This is a genomic window from Klebsiella pneumoniae subsp. pneumoniae HS11286, assembly GCF_000240185.1.
Lineage (GTDB): Bacteria > Pseudomonadota > Gammaproteobacteria > Enterobacterales > Enterobacteriaceae > Klebsiella > Klebsiella pneumoniae.
In genome coordinates, this window is the sequence record NC_016845.1 from 1,804,211 (window position 1) to 1,819,243 (window position 15,033).

Below are 15,033 nucleotides of genomic sequence, written 5' to 3' on the forward strand. Positions count from 1 at the left end.
ACGAGCTGGACCAGGCGCGGCTGCGTGCGCAGATGATGACGCGCGAACTGGCAGCGCTCGAATCCCCCACGAAAAAACAGACGCAGGCGCTTGAGGCGCAATGGCGCGCCGTATCACGCCTGGAACAAAAGCAGCAGCAGGAAACGCGGCAGATGGCGGCAACCAGGGCGGAGCTGTACCGCCTTGGCATCTCTGCGGGCGGCGGTGCCCGTGAAACAGCCCGCATTACCCGCGAAACTGATCGCTATAACCAGCAGCTGGCAGAGCAGGAGCGGCGCTTGCGGGACGTGGGCGAGCGCCAGCGCAAGCTGAATGCGATCAGGGCCAAAGCTGACAAGATGCGCGACGTGCGTAACAACCTGGCGGGGAACGGTGCCGGGATGATGGCCGCCGGGGTGACAACGGGCGCGACGCTGCTGGCGCCTATTCGCGCCTACTCGGAATCAGAGAACGCCGCAAACCAGCTGGCAGGCTCAATGATGGGGCCGGGCGGAAAGGTGGCGCCTGAGTTCATGAAACTAAACAAACTGGCAATAGCCCTGGGTGACCGGCTGCCCGGCACCACGGCAGACTTTCAGAACATGATGACCATGTTACGTCGTCAGGGGATGTCAGCGCAGGTTATCCTGGGCGGGCTGGGTGAGTCGGCGGCTTACCTTGGCGTGCAGCTGCAGATGGCGCCGACGGAGGCTGCAGAGTTTGCCGCAAAATTGCAGGACGCCACGCAGACCACCGAAAAAGACATGATGAGCCTGATGGATCTTATCCAGCGTGGTTTTTATGCGGGCGTAGACCCCGGGAATATGCTGCAGGGTTTCGCAAATATCAGCAGCGCTATGGACATTATCAAGCAGAAGGGCCTGGATGCTGCAAAAACCTTCAGTCCGCTTCTCGTCATGGCCGATCAGGCGGGGATGGCTGGAGAGTCAGCGGGTAATGCCTACCGTAAAATTTTTCAGGCCACGCTGGATGCGAAAAATATTAAGGGCATAAACGACGGGCTGAAAGGAAAGGGCATCAAGTTCGATTTCTCCGACGGGAAAGGCGGATTTGGTGGTCTGGAAAAGATGTACGCGCAGTTAGAAAAGCTTGAAAAACTAAATCCTGAAACGAAATTTGCAACGATGAAAGCCCTGTTTGGTAATGATAATGAGGTGCTAAAAGCGCTGAATACCATGATGTCAAAAGGCATGGCGGGCTATCGTGAAACCGTCGCTAAACTGGAGAGCCAGGCAACTCTGCGCGAGCGCGTCGAGGCGTCCCTGAATACCTTAGGCAACAAATGGGAAGCCGCTGGCGGCTCTTTTACTAACGCCATGGCAAGCATCGGAGAAACCGTCGCTCCAGTGCTGAAAAATATAGCGGACTGGCTGGGTAATCTGGCGTCCGCGCTGGATGGTTTTGTGAAGCGTCATCCGCAACTGACGGCGGCGCTATTTAAAATTGCGGCCGTATTTGCCGTGGTAGCTACCGCAGCGGGTGTGGTGTCACTGGCCCTGGCATCCATTTTGGGTCCTATGGCGGTACTGCGGGTAAGTGCTGGCATTCTCCAGCTGATATTTGCTTCTGCGTTTGGTCTGGTCACAAGAGTAATTGGCGGTGCAGGCCAGGCGGTCATCTGGTTAGGCCGGTTGATGATGGCTAACCCCATTCTGGCGATAGTTGGCCTGATTGCGATGGGAGCCATCTATATCTGGCAGAACTGGGAAACGCTGGGGCCGAAGTTTAAAGCACTCTGGGATGCCATCACGTCAGGGGTGTCAGTAGCCTGGACTGTGATTAAGCAGACCATAAGCAGCAAATGGGATGAAATTCTGAGTGATGTTGCCGCGCTGGCCGCAAAGTTTAAAGCAGTGGGCGGGGCGATCATTGACGGCATCCTGAGCGGTATCAATGAGAAGTGGGAAACGCTTAAGAGCAAGCTGGCATCGGTCAAAAGCTATCTGCCGGACTGGATGACCGGCGGGGACAAATCGCCAGGCGCACCTCAGCAGAAAGGGCCGAGCGGATTTTTCGCGGGGATGTATGACGGCGGCGGCTATATTCCACACGGGAAGGTGGGCATTGCTGGCGAGAATGGCCCGGAGCTGATTAACGGCCCGGCCTATGTGACCAGCCGCAGGAGAACGGCCGCGCTGGCGTCCGTAGTCGCCGGAATGATGGGGGGAGCAATGCCAGCAGAGGCCGCCCCGCTTCATCCCATGAGTCTGCCGGCAGCTTCATACCGTCCTGTAACTGATAAGCTAGCAGGCAGCCAGCCTGTATTCCAGTTTGAAACCCATGCGCAAATTATTATCCAGGCTCTGCCCGGTCAGAGTGCGCAGGATATTGCGCAGGAAGTTGCACGGCAGCTTGATGCGCGCGAGCGACGCATGAAGGCGAAGGCCCGCAGCAATTTCAGTGATCAAGGGGGGTACGATTCATGATGATGGTCCTGGGCTTATTTGTGTTTCAGCTGCGCACGGTTCCCTATCAGCAACTGCAGTATCAGCGGAACTGGCGCCATGTGACCAACAACCGCGTTAATCGCCGTCCGACAACGCAATTTTTGGGGCCAGATAACGATCAGCTGACGCTCTCCGGCGTCCTCATGCCGGAAGTGACCGGCGGCCGGTTGTCGTTGCTGGCGCTGGAGCTGATGGCAGAGCAGGGGAAGGCGTGGCCCCTGATTGAAGGCAGCGGCACGATTTACGGCATGTATGTGATTGAGGGACTGAATCAGACTAAAACGGAGTTTTTCCGCGACGGTATGCCGCGCAGGATTGAGTTCACCCTGTCGCTAAAACGCGTGGATGAATCCCTGTCCGATATGTTCGGTGATCTCAGTGCGCAACTGAATAATCTGCAGGGAACGGAAACATCTGCCTTAAGCGATATCAGTAAAACGGTGGGAGGGCTGCTGTCGTGAATTTCAGCTCTGAACTGCTTAACAAAGGCAACAAAACTCCGGCATTCAGCATCAGTATTGAAGGCAGGGATATCACCACTGTGCTGGACAACCGCCTGATGGGGCTGACGCTGACGGATAACCGGGGATTTGAAGCGGACCAGCTTGATCTGGAGCTGGACGACGCCGATGGAAAAATCGTGCTGCCGCGCCGTGGTGCGGTCATTACGCTGGCGCTGGGCTGGAAGGGGCAGCCGCTTTTCCCGAAAGGGGCATTCACGGTGGACGAGATTGAACACACTGGCGCACCGGACCGCCTGACTATCCGGGCGCGAAGTGCTGATTTTCGGGAAACCCTGAATACCCGCCGTGAAAAATCGTGGCATAACACCACCATCGGGGAAGTGGTGAAGGAAATAGCCGCGCGGCACAAGCTGAAGATGGCACTGGGTAAAGAGCTGTCGGATAAGCCCGTGGAGCATATAGACCAGACTAATGAGAGTGACGGCAGTTTTCTGATGCGACTGGCGCGACAGTACGGTGCCATCGCGTCGGTGAAAAATGGCAATCTGTTATTCATCCGGCAGGGGCAGGGCAAAAGCGCCACTGGTAAACCACTGCCAGTGATCACTATCACACGCAAGGACGGCGACAGTCACCGCTTTACCCTGGCAGATCGCGGAGCCTACACGGGCGTAATTGCCAGCTGGTTGCATACCCGTGAACCTGCGAAGAAAGAAAGCACCACGGTGAAGCGTAAGCGCAGAACTAAGAAGCAGAAGAAAGAGCCGGAAGCGAAGCAGGGCGATTACCTGGTGGGTACGGATGAAAATGTGCTGGTACTTAATCGCACTTATGCCAACCGGAGCAACGCCGAACGAGCGGCGAAAATGCAGTGGGAACGCCTGCAACGCGGCGTTGCGTCATTCTCGCTACAACTGGCGGAAGGGCGGGCAGATCTCTACACGGAAATGCCAGTGAAAGTCAGTGGCTTTAAACAGCCGATAGATGATGCGGAATGGACTATTACCACCCTGACGCATACTGTCAGCCCGGATAACGGTTTTACGACCAGTCTGGAGCTTGAAGTGAAGATTGATGATTTCGAAATGGAATGATTCTTCGCAATGGAGAACTTTTAAGTTTTCAAAATGGAATAATGCGGTATCATTATTGTGAATTTAGCAAAAATGGGGAGAACTCGAAAAAATGATGATTTGCCCACTGTGTGGAAGTGCCGCCCATACTCGCAGCAGTTTTCAGGTATCTTCATTGACCAAAGAGCGTTACAACCAGTGCCAGAACATTAACTGCAGCCATACTTTTGTTACCCATGAAACTTTTGTTCGTTCGATTGCAATGCCAAAAGAGTCAAATCCGGTTCAGCCGCATCCAATGAAATCAGGACAGGTGGCGCTCTCTCTTTGACGCTGCCGCCATTTTGTCGCCATCGTTAAAAAAAGTGCTTCTAACATCATGATTTTAAACGGTATAAATTTCAGGCAACAAAAAACCCATCAACCTTGAACCGAAGTGGCGGGGTTGATGGGCTCCACAAAATGGGGACATCAAAGAAAAGCAGTGGCATTACTTATGACTGATGCCCTGAGAAAAAGTTCTGCCTGTGACGGCTTTTTTCTCAAAAAATTATTGTAGCCCTGGCCAGATGATCACGATGAGCGTCCCGGCAAGGGTAAGCAGCACGTTGGCGATGGCGTAGGTGCCTGCGTAGCCGAGCGCGGGAATGTTGCTGCGCGCGGTATCGCTGATGATCTCCATCGCCGGGGCGCAGGTGCGGGCTCCCATCATGGCGCCGAACAGCATCGCCCGGTTCATGCGCAGCACGTAGGCGCCGAACAGGAAGCAGATCACCACCGGCACCAGGCTGACGATAAGCCCTGCCGCCAGCATCTGGCCGCCGACGGCGCCCAGCCCGTTATTGATCCCGGCCCCGGCGCTGAGACCGACTCCGGCCATAAACACCATCAGACCAAACTCTTTCACCATGTTCAGCGCCCCCTGCGGGATATAGCCGAAGGTTGGGTGGTTGGCGCGCAGGAAGCCAAGCATGATGCCGGCGAACAGCAGGCCGGCGGCGTTGCCGATGCCGAAGCTGAAGGAGCTGAACTGGAAGGTGATCATGCCGATCATCAGGCCAACGATAAAGAAGGCGCAGAAGGCCAGCAGATCGGTCACCTGGCTGTGAATGGAGATAAAGCCGATGCGGTCGGCCACGGTTTTTACGCGGCGGGCGTCGCCGCTGACCTGCAGCACGTCGCCTTTGTTCAGTACGACGTTATCGTCGATAGGCATCTCGATCTGGCTGCGAATAACCCGGTTTAAGAAGCAGCCGTGGTCGGTAAGCTTGAGCTGCGCCAGGCGGCGGCCGACGGCGTTGTGGTTTTTGACCACTATCTCTTCAGTGACGATGCGCATGTCGAGCAGATCGCGGTCGAACACCTCTTTACCGTTGCGGAAGCTCGGGTCGAGGCGGGCGTGGGCGTCCGGGTAGCCCACCAGCGCAATATCGTCACCCATCTGCAGCACCGCGTCGCCGTCCGGGTTGGCCAGAATGCCGTTGCGACGAATGCGTTCAATATAGCAGCCGGTCTGGCGGTAAATACCCAGTTCGCGCAGATTTTTGCCATCCGCCCAGGCCACCAGCTCCGGGCCGACGCGGTAGGCGCGGATCACCGGCAGGTAGACTTTACGTTTGGAATCGGTATCGAGGCCGCGCTCGCGGGCGATTTGCTGGGCGCTGGTCTGCAGATCCTGATGCTGCAGCTTGGGCATATAGCGGGCGCCGACGATCAGGCTCACCAGACCAACCAGATAGGTCAGGGCATAGCCGAGGCTCAGATGGTCAAGCGACTGCGCCAGCTGATCGCTGGGCAGGCCGAAATGGCGCAGGGTGTCGCCCGCGCCCACCAGCACCGGGGTGGAGGTCATGGCGCCTGCCAGCATACCGGCGGTGAGCCCGATATCCCAGCCGAACACTTTACCCAGCACCATGGCGATCAGCATCGCGCTGCCGACCATCACCAGCGCCAGCATCAGGTAGTTTTTCCCGTCGCGGAAAAAAATAGAAAAAAAGTTGGGCCCGGCTTCTACGCCAACGCAAAAATAAACAGCATAAAGCCGAGATTAAGGGCATCGGTGTTAATCGCGAAATGCTGCTGGCCTAATAATAGAGAAACGACTAAAACGCCAATGGAATTACCAAGTTGTACTGAGCCGAGACGCAGTTTTCCCAGGCATAGTCCTAATGCAAGTACAACGAATAATAACAGGATGTAATTCCCGTTTAACAAATCTGCGACGTTTATATTCACGAAAGCCAACTTCTCATTTACTAGTAAGTTGTTGAAGGAAATGGTTATTTGGTCTAAGGTTGCTCAGGCGTTCGCGTTGTCGCGAACCTATTCTGGCACCCTGTTATAACCAGCAAAAATATACCGCTAGTTTAATCCTTCCTGGATGCGGCGGCTAGTGACAATCGTTTTTAGGCTGGTAGGGGAGTTATTGGCATGGATTGCCGAAATGCTTTATCTGACTGGGCGACGTGGACGTGAGTTAGAGGCAACATCAGGAGGATACGGTGAAATCTGAGCGTAGTTGGGCCGGCATTATCTGTGGCTTCGTTCTGTTCATTGTGGTGTGCTTATCGTTGTTGTTACATATGAAAGGGGCATTTCGCGCCAGCGGCAACCCGGAGCTGGGCCTGCTCTTCTTTTTGCTGCCAGGGGCGGCGGCGAGCTGTCTCTCTCCTGGACGGCGGGTGCTGCGTCCTTTGCTCGGCGCGATACTGGCGGCGCCGGTCTGCATGGTGACGATGCGGCTGTTCTTCGTGACCCACCGGACGTTCTGGCAGGAGATGGCGTGGGTGTTGAGCGCCGTGTTCTGGTGCGCGCTTGGGGCATTGTGCTTTTTGTTTATCTGCGCCTGGCTTGATACCTGGCGCAGTCATTCATCGAGCAAATAAATTGACTCAGGCAAACAGGCCGAGATTCTCTTTTGCCCAGGCTTCAAAATCGGTGCAGCCGCCGATGTGTTTCTGGTCGACGAAAATCTGCGGCACGGTTTCAACCGGTTTGCCAACGGTTTTTTCCAGGTCAGCTTTGCTGATGCCTTCGGCATGAATATCCACGTAGCGGTAGTTGAAATCATCACGCTCGTTGGTCAGTTTTTCTGCCAGTTCTTTAGCGCGAACGCAGTAAGGGCAGCCTGGACGACCAAAAATAACGGTAAACATTGCTTCTCTCCTTAAACCTCAGCCGGATGGCGAATGGCGCTTATGATGCCTGCAACGGGCGGGGAGGGAAAGAAGGTTCTGCCTTTTACTTCGATGGTTTACGGCTATGTTTGATAAATGTCGGACTGTCAAAACACGTATACTGGCCCGACGGCGCGGTGGAATTGGCTGGCGCGCCGCGTTTATCAACCGGAGAGGCGTGATGCGAAAATTTGCCCCATTGCCGAAAAGCATTCTGCTGGTTGAGATCCTCGGGATGGGGCTGTTAACCCTCGCCTGGCTCTCCCTTAACCAGTATGTCCAGCTGCCTGCGCCCATTGCCAGCCCGACCGCGGCGCTGGTGATGCTCTTTGCCGGGATCGTGCTGATGATCCCCGCCGCCCTCGTCGTTATGTGGCGGGTGGCGCAGATCGTGGCCCCGCAGTTAACGCACTCTCCTAAGCCTGAATCCTTGTCTGACAGAGAAAAACGAAATGACGCCGACCATTGAGCTGCTGCGCAGCCACCGTTCTATCCGCCACTTCACCGATGCCCCCGTGAGCGGACGAACAGCGCGCGGCGATTATCGCCAGCGCGCAAGCGGCATCTACCTCGAGTTTTTTACAGTGCACCTCCATCATCCGTATTACTGACCCGGCCCTGCGTGAACGTCTGGTCCCGCTGACCGGCGGCCAGCAGCACGTCGCCCAGGCGGCGGAGTTTTGGGTCTTCTGCGCCGACTTTAATCGCCACCTGCAGATCTGCCCACAGGCGCAGCTGGGGCTGGCGGAACAGCTGCTGATCGGCGTTGTCGATACGGCGCTGCTGGCGCAAAACGCGCTGACCGCCGCCGAGTCCCTTGGACTAGGGGGCGTCTATATCGGCGGGTTGCGCAACAGCATTGAGGCCGTCACAGAGCTGCTGGAGCTGCCGCAGCACGTCCTGCCGCTGTTCGGTCTTTGCCTTGGCTGGCCGGCGGATAACCCGGACATCAAGCCGCGGATGCCGGCGGCCATGCTGGTGCATGAGAACCGCTATCAGCCGCTGGATAACGCGCTGCTGGCGGAGTATGACGAACAGCTGGCGCACTATTATCTGTCGCGCGGCAGCAACGCCCGCCGCGATACCTGGAGCGACCATATCCGGCGCACTATCGTGAAAGAGAGTCGTCCGTTTATTCTTGACTATCTGCATAAGCAGGGGTGGGCAACGCGCTGATTACGTGTACACTGCTGCTCCGGCCAGGTGATATCCGCCGCCGGCCGCAGGAAAGGTGAAAGTGTGTTCGATAGCTGAGGCCCGCCAGAGCGGGTCTTTTCGCAGAGGTGCAGGATGAAAATTGCCATATTATCCCGGGATGGAACGCTTTATTCATGTCGGCGCCTGCGCGAAGCAGCGCAACAGCGCGGTCATCAGATCGAGATCCTCGATCCGCTTTCCTGTTATATGAACGTCAGCCCGGTGGCCTCGTCGATCCACTACAAAGGGCGTCAGCTGCCGCACTTTGATGCGGTGATCCCGCGCATTGGCTCGGCGATCACCTACTATGGCACCGCGGCCCTGCGCCAGTTTGAGCTCCTGGGAAGCTATCCGCTGAATGAGTCGGTCGCCATCACCCGCGCTCGCGATAAGCTGCGCTCGCTGCAGCTGCTGGCGCGCCAGGGCATCGATCTGCCATTGACCGGCATCGCTCACTCCCCGGATGACACCAGCGATCTGATCGCCATGGTGGGCGGCGCGCCGCTGGTGGTGAAGCTGGTGGAGGGCACCCAGGGGATCGGCGTGGTGCTGGCGGAGACCCGCCAGGCGGCGGAGAGCGTGATCGACGCCTTTCGCGGACTGAACGCTCATATTCTGGTGCAGGAATACATTGCCGAAGCGAAAGGGTGCGATATCCGCTGCCTGGTGGTCGGCAATGAGGTGGTGGCGGCGATCGAGCGGCGGGCGAAAGAGGGGGATTTCCGCTCTAACCTGCACCGCGGCGGCATGGCCACGGTGGCGCAGATTAGCGACGAGGAGCGGGCCATTGCCATCAAGGCAACGCAAACTCTCGGGCTGGACGCCGCCGGTGTCGATATTTTACGCGCCGCCCGCGGGCCGCTGGTGATGGAGGTGAATGCCTCGCCGGGGCTGGAAGGGGTGGAAACCACCACCGGCGTGGATGTCGCCGGCAAGATGATCGCCTGGATCGAGCGCCAGGCGACGCCGGAATTCTGTTTGAAAATAGGCGGCTAACCGCCGGATGCAAGACGGCCATGGTATGCGGCGCTTTTTTTGCGTAAGCTATGGCGTCGTTTTTCCACTGTAAGAGGTCACAGGCACTATGGATTCACTGGTCGTTCCAGGTCTGGATACGCTACGTCGCTGGCTGGACGAGATCGGCATCAGCTTTTTTGAGTGCGATTCCTGTCAGGCATTGCACCTGCCGCATATGCAGAATTTCGACGGTATTTTTGATGCCAAAATTGACCTGGTGGACAACGTGGTGCTCTTTTCCGCCCTGGCGGAGGTGAAGCCGTCTGCCCTGCTGGCGCTGTCGGCGGATCTCTCGGCCATCAACGCCAGCTCGTTAACCGTGAAGGCGTTTATCGACATTCAGGACGATAATTTGCCCAAGCTGGTGGTTTGCCAGTCGCTGTCTATCGGCCCAGGGGTGACCATGGAGCAGTTCGCCTGGTTCTTCCGCCAAAGCGAAGAGCAGATCTCGATGGTAATCCTCGAAGCCGGCGCAAATCAGCTGCTGTACAAAGGCGAAGAAGAAGAGCCTGCGGCGGAAAACGTGCAATACCATTTTCTTCACTAAACCTGCCTAAAATTAGCGCAGCCACTACCGCAGCGGCTGCGTATTACCCGCTTTTATTCTGCATTTAACCTTTCTTTAAAGCATTATTCACCGCCATTCAGGCCGTTTTGGCTTATCACGTAGACCGTTATTGCATAAAAATTTGATAAAAGGCGTTTTTTTACCTGGGCTATAGCCTCTTATTCTGGCTACAGTTATTCTGGCGATGCTTCCAGTTGCGAGCAACCACTCCGGGAGAGATCCGCTCTCCTTTTCTCAGGCAATGAAAAAATATGCATGATTTTTGCATGCGTAGAAATGCGTATATTTGAGCCCGTAAGTTAACGGGCGTTGAGAAGGAAAAGAGATATGACCGCCTTTGGTAAAAAATGGTTAACAGGTCTGGTTACGGGTGCGCTGATGGCCGTCTCTGCCGGTTCGCTCGCCGCCGAACAAAAAACCCTGCATGTTTATAACTGGTCTGATTATATCGCGCCGGACACGGTAGCGAATTTCGAAAAAGAGACCGGGATTAAAGTGGTGTATGACGTTTTTGATTCCAACGAAGTGCTGGAAGGCAAATTAATGGCGGGTAGCACCGGTTTCGACCTGGTGGTGCCGTCGGCAAGCTTCCTCGAACGCCAGCTGGCGGCGGGCGTGTTCCAGCCGCTGGATAAAAGTAAGCTGCCCAACTGGAAGAACCTTGACCCCGAAGTGCTGAAGCTGGTCGCCAAGCATGACCCGGAGAATAAATACGCCATGCCTTACCTGTGGGCGACGACGGGCATTGGCTACAACGTGGATAAGGTGAAAGCCGTTCTCGGCAAAGATGCGCCGGTGGACAGCTGGGATCTGGTGCTGAAGCCGGAGAACCTCGAAAAACTGAAAAGCTGCGGCGTCTCCTTCCTCGACGCGCCGGAAGAGATTTTTGCCACCGTGCTGAACTACCTCGGCAAAGATCCGAACAGCAGCAAAGCGGATGATTACACCGGCCCGGCGACCGATCTGCTGCTGAAGCTGCGGCCGAACATTCGCTACTTCCACTCTTCGCAATATATTAACGACCTTGCCAATGGCGACATCTGCGTGGCGATCGGCTGGGCAGGGGACGTCTGGCAGGCGGCCAACCGCGCGAAAGAGGCGAAGAACGGCGTCAATGTCTCCTACTTTATTCCGAAGGAAGGCGCGCTGGCGTTCTTTGACGTCTTTGCCATGCCGGCCGACGCGAAGAATAAAGATGAAGCCTATCAGTTCCTTAACTATCTGATGCGTCCGGACGTCATCGCCAAAATCAGCGACCAGGTGTTCTACGCCAACGGCAACAAGGCTTCCACACCGCTGGTCAGCGAGACTATCCGTAACAACCCGGCGATTTATCCGCCAGCGGATGTGTTCGCCAAACTGTTCACGCTGAAGGTGCAGGATCCGAAGATTGACCGCGTGCGCACCCGCGCGTGGACCAAAGTGAAGAGCGGCAAATAATTCCTGACGGCCCGTCGAACACGGGCCAAATCAGATCTGCACTCGCCGGGAAATAGCAGCGCGCCCGGCGAGCAGAAGCACCAGGATGGTGCAAATGCACTGTTAAGCACGAAGTATGGCACCGGACCATATGGTGATCGTTTTTTTGCCGGAGAGCACCCGATTGAACGACGTAATGCCCCGCCCACAGGCGAAAGCCCCCAAAGCGCTGACCCCGCTACTGGAAATCCGTAACTTAACCAAGTCGTTTGATGGCCAGCATGCGGTCGACGACGTCAGTCTCACTATCTACAAAGGCGAAATTTTTGCTCTGCTGGGCGCGTCAGGCTGCGGGAAATCGACGCTGCTACGCATGCTGGCGGGCTTTGAACAACCGACCGCCGGGCAAATTATGCTCGACGGCGTGGATCTGGCGCGCGTGCCGCCCTATCAGCGGCCTATTAATATGATGTTCCAGTCCTATGCCCTGTTTCCCCATATGACCGTTGAGCAGAATATTGCCTTCGGCCTGAAGCAGGACCGCCTGCCTAAGGCGGAAATCACCGCCCGGGTGCAGGAGATGCTGGCCCTGGTACATATGCAGGAGTTTGCCAAACGTAAGCCGCACCAACTCTCAGGCGGCCAGCGGCAGCGCGTCGCGTTGGCGCGCAGCCTGGCGAAACGGCCCAAGCTGCTGCTGCTTGATGAACCGATGGGGGCGCTGGATAAAAAGCTGCGCGATCGCATGCAGCTCGAGGTGGTGGATATTCTTGAGCGCGTTGGCGTGACCTGCGTGATGGTAACCCACGATCAGGAAGAGGCGATGACCATGGCGGGCCGTATCGCCATCATGAATCGCGGCAAGTTTGTGCAGATTGGCGAACCGGAAGAGATTTACGAGCACCCGACCACCCGCTACAGCGCCGAGTTTATCGGCTCGGTGAACGTCTTTGAAGGGCTGGTGAAGGAGCGTCTGGAAGACGGTCTGGTGCTAAGCTCGCCGGGGCTGATGCATCCGCTGAAGGTCGACCCCGACGCCTCTGTGGTGGACAACGTGCCGGTCTGGGTGGCGCTGCGTCCGGAGAAGATCATGCTGTGCGATGAACCGCCGGCGGACGGCTACAATTTTGCCGTCGGCGAGGTGATTCATATCGCCTATCTGGGGGATCTCTCTATCTATCATGTGCGCCTGCAAAGCGGGCAGATGATCAGCGCCCAGCTGCAGAATGAACACCGCCATCGGAAAGGGACGCCCACCTGGGGCGATGAGGTGCGTTTATGCTGGGATGCTGACAGCTGCGTTGTGCTGACGGTGTGAGGAGAGGGCGATGAATACCGTTGAATCCCCGTCAGGGGCGAAAAAACCGGGCGGCTTCGCGCTGTGGGCGGCGCGCCTGCAGATGGCGCATGGCCGCAAGCTGGTGATTGCGCTGCCCTATCTGTGGCTGATCCTGTTGTTTATGCTACCGTTCCTGATCGTGTTCAAGATAAGTCTTGCCGAGATGGCGCGGGCGATCCCTCCCTACACCGAGCTGATGGAGTGGGCGGACGGCCAGCTGACGCTGACGCTTAACTTTGCCAACTTCCTACAGTTGACTGACGATCCGCTCTATTTTGAAGCTTATCTCCAGTCGCTGCAGGTGGCGGGTATCTCGACGATCTGCTGCCTGCTGCTGGGCTATCCGCTGGCCTGGGCGGTGGCGCACAGCAAGCCGTCGACGCGTAATATTCTGCTGCTGTTGGTGATCCTCCCGTCGTGGACCTCGTTTTTGATCCGCGTCTATGCCTGGATGGGGCTGCTGAAGAGCAACGGGGTGTTGAATAACTTCCTGCTGTGGTTAGGGGTTATCGATCAGCCGCTGGAGATCCTGCACACCAACCTGGCGGTGTACATCGGTATCGTGTATGCCTATCTGCCGTTTATGGTGCTGCCTATCTACACCGCGCTGACCCGCATCGACTATTCGCTGGTGGAGGCCTCGCTGGATCTCGGCGCCCGGCCGCTGAAGACCTTCTTCCAGGTGATCGTCCCGCTCACCAAAGGCGGCATTATCGCCGGCTCCATGCTGGTGTTTATCCCGGCGGTCGGCGAGTTCGTGATCCCGGAACTGCTGGGCGGGCCGGACAGCATCATGATTGGCCGCGTGCTGTGGCAGGAGTTCTTTAACAACCGCGACTGGCCGGTCGCCTCGGCGGTGGCGATTGTCATGCTGCTGTTGCTGATCGTGCCGATCATGTGGTTCCACAAGCACCAGCAAAAACAGATGGGAGAGCAGGGATGAACGACTTGCCGGTAGTACGCTCGCCGTGGCGCATTCTGATCCTCGTGCTCGGGTTCACCTTCCTCTACGCCCCGATGCTGATGCTGGTGATCTACTCGTTCAACAGCTCGAAGCTGGTAACGGTCTGGGCCGGATGGTCGACGCGCTGGTATAGCGAACTGTTCCACGATGATGCGATGATGAGCGCGGTAGGATTGAGCCTGACCATCGCCGCCTGCGCGGCGACGGCGGCGGCGATCCTCGGTACCATCGCCGCGGTGGTGATGGTGCGCTTTGGGCGTTTTCGCGGCTCCAACGGCTTCGCGTTTATGATCACCGCGCCGCTGGTCATGCCGGACGTGATCACCGGTCTCTCGCTGCTGCTGCTGTTCGTGGCGCTGGGACATGCCATCGGCTGGCCGTCGGACCGCGGCATGTTGACCATCTGGCTGGCGCATGTCACCTTCTGTACCGCCTACGTGGCGGTGGTGATCTCCTCGCGCCTGCGCGAGCTGGACCACTCCATTGAAGAGGCGGCGATGGATCTTGGCGCCGCGCCGCTGAAGGTCTTCTTCGTCATCACGCTGCCGATGATTATGCCGGCGGTGATCTCCGGCTGGCTGCTGGCCTTCACGCTGTCGCTGGATGACCTGGTGATCGCCAGCTTTGTCTCCGGTCCCGGGGCCACGACCTTGCCGATGCTGGTCTTCTCCAGCGTGCGCATGGGGGTCAACCCGGAGATCAACGCCCTGGCGACGCTCATCCTCGGCGTGGTCGGTATTGTTGGTTTTATCGCCTGGTATTTGATGGCCCGCGCAGAAAAGCAGCGAGTGCGCGATATCCAGCGTGCAAGACAAGGCTGAACCACCTAAAATCGGTACAGCAGCCTCCGGTCGGCGCCACCCTGTGGCGCCGTTTTCATGGAAGACATTACGTTGGGATTGTTTACGAAAACTCGCTCATCGCATGCCCGCCTTAACGTCCCTGCGCTGGTGCAGGTGGCGGCCTTTGCTATTATTTTGATTCGTGGCCTGGATCTGCTGATGATCCTTAATCTGTTGGGCCTGCAGGGGCTGAACGAATTCATACACCGCAGCGTTCAGACCTGGAACCTGACGCTGGTCTTCCTCGGCAGCCTGGCGCTGGTGTTTATCGAGATCTGGTGCGCCTTCTCGCTGGTGAAAGGGCGCAACTGGGCGCGCTGGATCTATCTGCTGACGCAGATTATCGCTGCCGGCTACCTGTGGGCGGCGTCGCTGGGCTACGGGTATCCGGAGCTGTTCAGCATTCCCGGGGAATCAAAACGAGAGATTTTCCACTCGCTGGTGATGCAAAAACTGCCGGATCTGCTGGTTCTGACGCTGCTGTTCGTGCCGGCGAACTGCCGTCGCTTTTTCCGCCTGCAATAACG

General features: G+C 57.2%; 19 protein-coding genes and 2 other annotated features. Of the genes, 16 read left to right on the forward strand and 3 right to left on the reverse strand.

Annotated elements, in window-relative coordinates; all coding sequences use genetic code 11:
- Nucleotides 1-32: 32 nt before the first annotated feature.
- From KPHS_17480 to KPHS_17520, 5 genes are all read left to right on the forward strand, one after another.
- Nucleotides 33-2,426: a phage tail tape measure protein, family gene (locus KPHS_17480; RefSeq protein YP_005226048.1), complete on the forward strand. Its 2,394-nt coding sequence runs from the start codon at nucleotides 33-35 to the stop codon at nucleotides 2,424-2,426.
- Nucleotides 2,423-2,908 (forward strand): putative bacteriophage tail protein, encoded by a 486-nt coding sequence (locus KPHS_17490; RefSeq protein ID YP_005226049.1) that lies wholly within the window; start codon nucleotides 2,423-2,425, stop codon nucleotides 2,906-2,908. Before KPHS_17480 ends, KPHS_17490 begins: the two co-directional genes overlap by 4 nt.
- Nucleotides 2,905-4,005 (forward strand): Late control gene D protein (GpD), encoded by a 1,101-nt coding sequence (locus KPHS_17500; protein YP_005226050.1) that lies wholly within the window; start codon nucleotides 2,905-2,907, stop codon nucleotides 4,003-4,005. Before KPHS_17490 ends, KPHS_17500 begins: the two co-directional genes overlap by 4 nt.
- Before the next feature lie 154 nt (nucleotides 4,006-4,159).
- A complete protein-coding gene (locus KPHS_17510; RefSeq protein ID YP_005226051.1) occupies nucleotides 4,160-4,315 on the forward strand; it encodes a prophage P2 Ogr protein in 156 nt (51 codons plus the stop codon).
- Between the two features lie 105 nt (nucleotides 4,316-4,420).
- Nucleotides 4,421-4,543 carry a hypothetical protein gene (locus KPHS_17520; RefSeq protein YP_005226052.1) on the forward strand — a complete coding sequence of 41 codons (123 nt, stop codon included), beginning with the start codon at nucleotides 4,421-4,423 and terminating at the stop codon, nucleotides 4,541-4,543.
- On the opposite strand, the gene KPHS_17530 is transcribed toward KPHS_17520, so the two are convergent.
- Entirely contained in the window at nucleotides 4,535-5,941 is a 1,407-nt protein-coding gene (locus tag KPHS_17530; RefSeq protein ID YP_005226053.1) for a putative transport protein, read from the reverse strand. The genes KPHS_17520 and KPHS_17530 overlap by 9 nt on opposite strands.
- Nucleotides 4,535-6,219, reverse strand: a sequence feature (potential frameshift: common BLAST hit: gi|288936352|ref|YP_003440411.1| YidE/YbjL protein). It overlaps the preceding gene by 1,407 nt.
- Nucleotides 5,995-6,219, reverse strand: coding sequence for a permease (locus tag KPHS_17540; protein ID YP_005226054.1), 225 nt, complete (start codon nucleotides 6,217-6,219; stop codon nucleotides 5,995-5,997). Its footprint overlaps the feature before it by 225 nt.
- A gap of 266 nt (nucleotides 6,220-6,485) precedes the next feature.
- On the opposite strand from KPHS_17540, the gene KPHS_17550 reads away from it, so the two are divergent.
- Nucleotides 6,486-6,869, forward strand: a complete 384-nt coding sequence (locus tag KPHS_17550; protein ID YP_005226055.1) for a membrane protein — start codon at nucleotides 6,486-6,488, stop codon at nucleotides 6,867-6,869.
- 6 nt (nucleotides 6,870-6,875) lie between these two features.
- Here KPHS_17550 and KPHS_17560 read toward each other — a convergent pair whose 3' ends face one another.
- Nucleotides 6,876-7,139 carry a glutaredoxin gene (locus KPHS_17560; protein YP_005226056.1) on the reverse strand — a complete coding sequence of 88 codons (264 nt, stop codon included), beginning with the start codon at nucleotides 7,137-7,139 and terminating at the stop codon, nucleotides 6,876-6,878.
- Nucleotides 7,140-7,341: 202 nt separating this feature from the next.
- Here KPHS_17560 and KPHS_17570 point away from each other — a divergent pair, with 202 nt between their 5' ends.
- From KPHS_17570 to KPHS_17660, 10 genes are all read left to right on the forward strand, one after another.
- On the forward strand, nucleotides 7,342-7,629 hold the full coding sequence (locus tag KPHS_17570; protein ID YP_005226057.1) for a YbjC family protein: 288 nt from the start codon (nucleotides 7,342-7,344) through the stop codon (nucleotides 7,627-7,629).
- Nucleotides 7,613-7,771, forward strand: coding sequence for an oxygen-insensitive NADPH nitroreductase (locus KPHS_17580; protein ID YP_005226058.1), 159 nt, complete (start codon nucleotides 7,613-7,615; stop codon nucleotides 7,769-7,771). Before KPHS_17570 ends, KPHS_17580 begins: the two co-directional genes overlap by 17 nt.
- Nucleotides 7,613-8,336: a sequence feature (potential frameshift: common BLAST hit: gi|288936348|ref|YP_003440407.1| nitroreductase), on the forward strand. It overlaps the preceding gene by 159 nt.
- The gene (locus KPHS_17590; protein YP_005226059.1) at nucleotides 8,007-8,336 is read left to right on the forward strand and encodes an oxygen-insensitive NADPH nitroreductase; all 330 of its coding nucleotides are present in this window, start codon (nucleotides 8,007-8,009) and stop codon (nucleotides 8,334-8,336) included. (Overlaps the previous feature by 330 nt.)
- A gap of 114 nt (nucleotides 8,337-8,450) precedes the next feature.
- Nucleotides 8,451-9,353, forward strand: coding sequence for a ribosomal protein S6 modification protein (locus tag KPHS_17600; RefSeq protein ID YP_005226060.1), 903 nt, complete (start codon nucleotides 8,451-8,453; stop codon nucleotides 9,351-9,353).
- Between the two features lie 88 nt (nucleotides 9,354-9,441).
- Complete coding sequence (locus KPHS_17610; protein ID YP_005226061.1) at nucleotides 9,442-9,921, forward strand: putative sensory transduction regulator; 480 nt, start codon at nucleotides 9,442-9,444, stop codon at nucleotides 9,919-9,921.
- A gap of 348 nt (nucleotides 9,922-10,269) precedes the next feature.
- Nucleotides 10,270-11,382: a spermidine/putrescine transport system periplasmic substrate-binding component gene (locus KPHS_17620; protein ID YP_005226062.1), complete on the forward strand. Its 1,113-nt coding sequence runs from the start codon at nucleotides 10,270-10,272 to the stop codon at nucleotides 11,380-11,382.
- 130 nt (nucleotides 11,383-11,512) lie between these two features.
- Nucleotides 11,513-12,679, forward strand: a complete 1,167-nt coding sequence (locus KPHS_17630) for a putrescine ABC transporter ATP-binding protein (RefSeq protein YP_005226063.1) — start codon at nucleotides 11,513-11,515, stop codon at nucleotides 12,677-12,679.
- A gap of 10 nt (nucleotides 12,680-12,689) precedes the next feature.
- On the forward strand, nucleotides 12,690-13,643 hold the full coding sequence (locus KPHS_17640) for a putrescine ABC transporter membrane protein (protein ID YP_005226064.1): 954 nt from the start codon (nucleotides 12,690-12,692) through the stop codon (nucleotides 13,641-13,643).
- Entirely contained in the window at nucleotides 13,640-14,485 is an 846-nt protein-coding gene (locus tag KPHS_17650; RefSeq protein YP_005226065.1) for a spermidine/putrescine transport system permease component, read from the forward strand. The genes KPHS_17640 and KPHS_17650 overlap by 4 nt, the downstream gene beginning before the upstream one ends.
- Before the next feature lie 57 nt (nucleotides 14,486-14,542).
- Complete coding sequence (locus KPHS_17660; protein ID YP_005226066.1) at nucleotides 14,543-15,031, forward strand: DUF2593 family protein; 489 nt, start codon at nucleotides 14,543-14,545, stop codon at nucleotides 15,029-15,031.
- Nucleotides 15,032-15,033 lie beyond the last annotated feature (2 nt).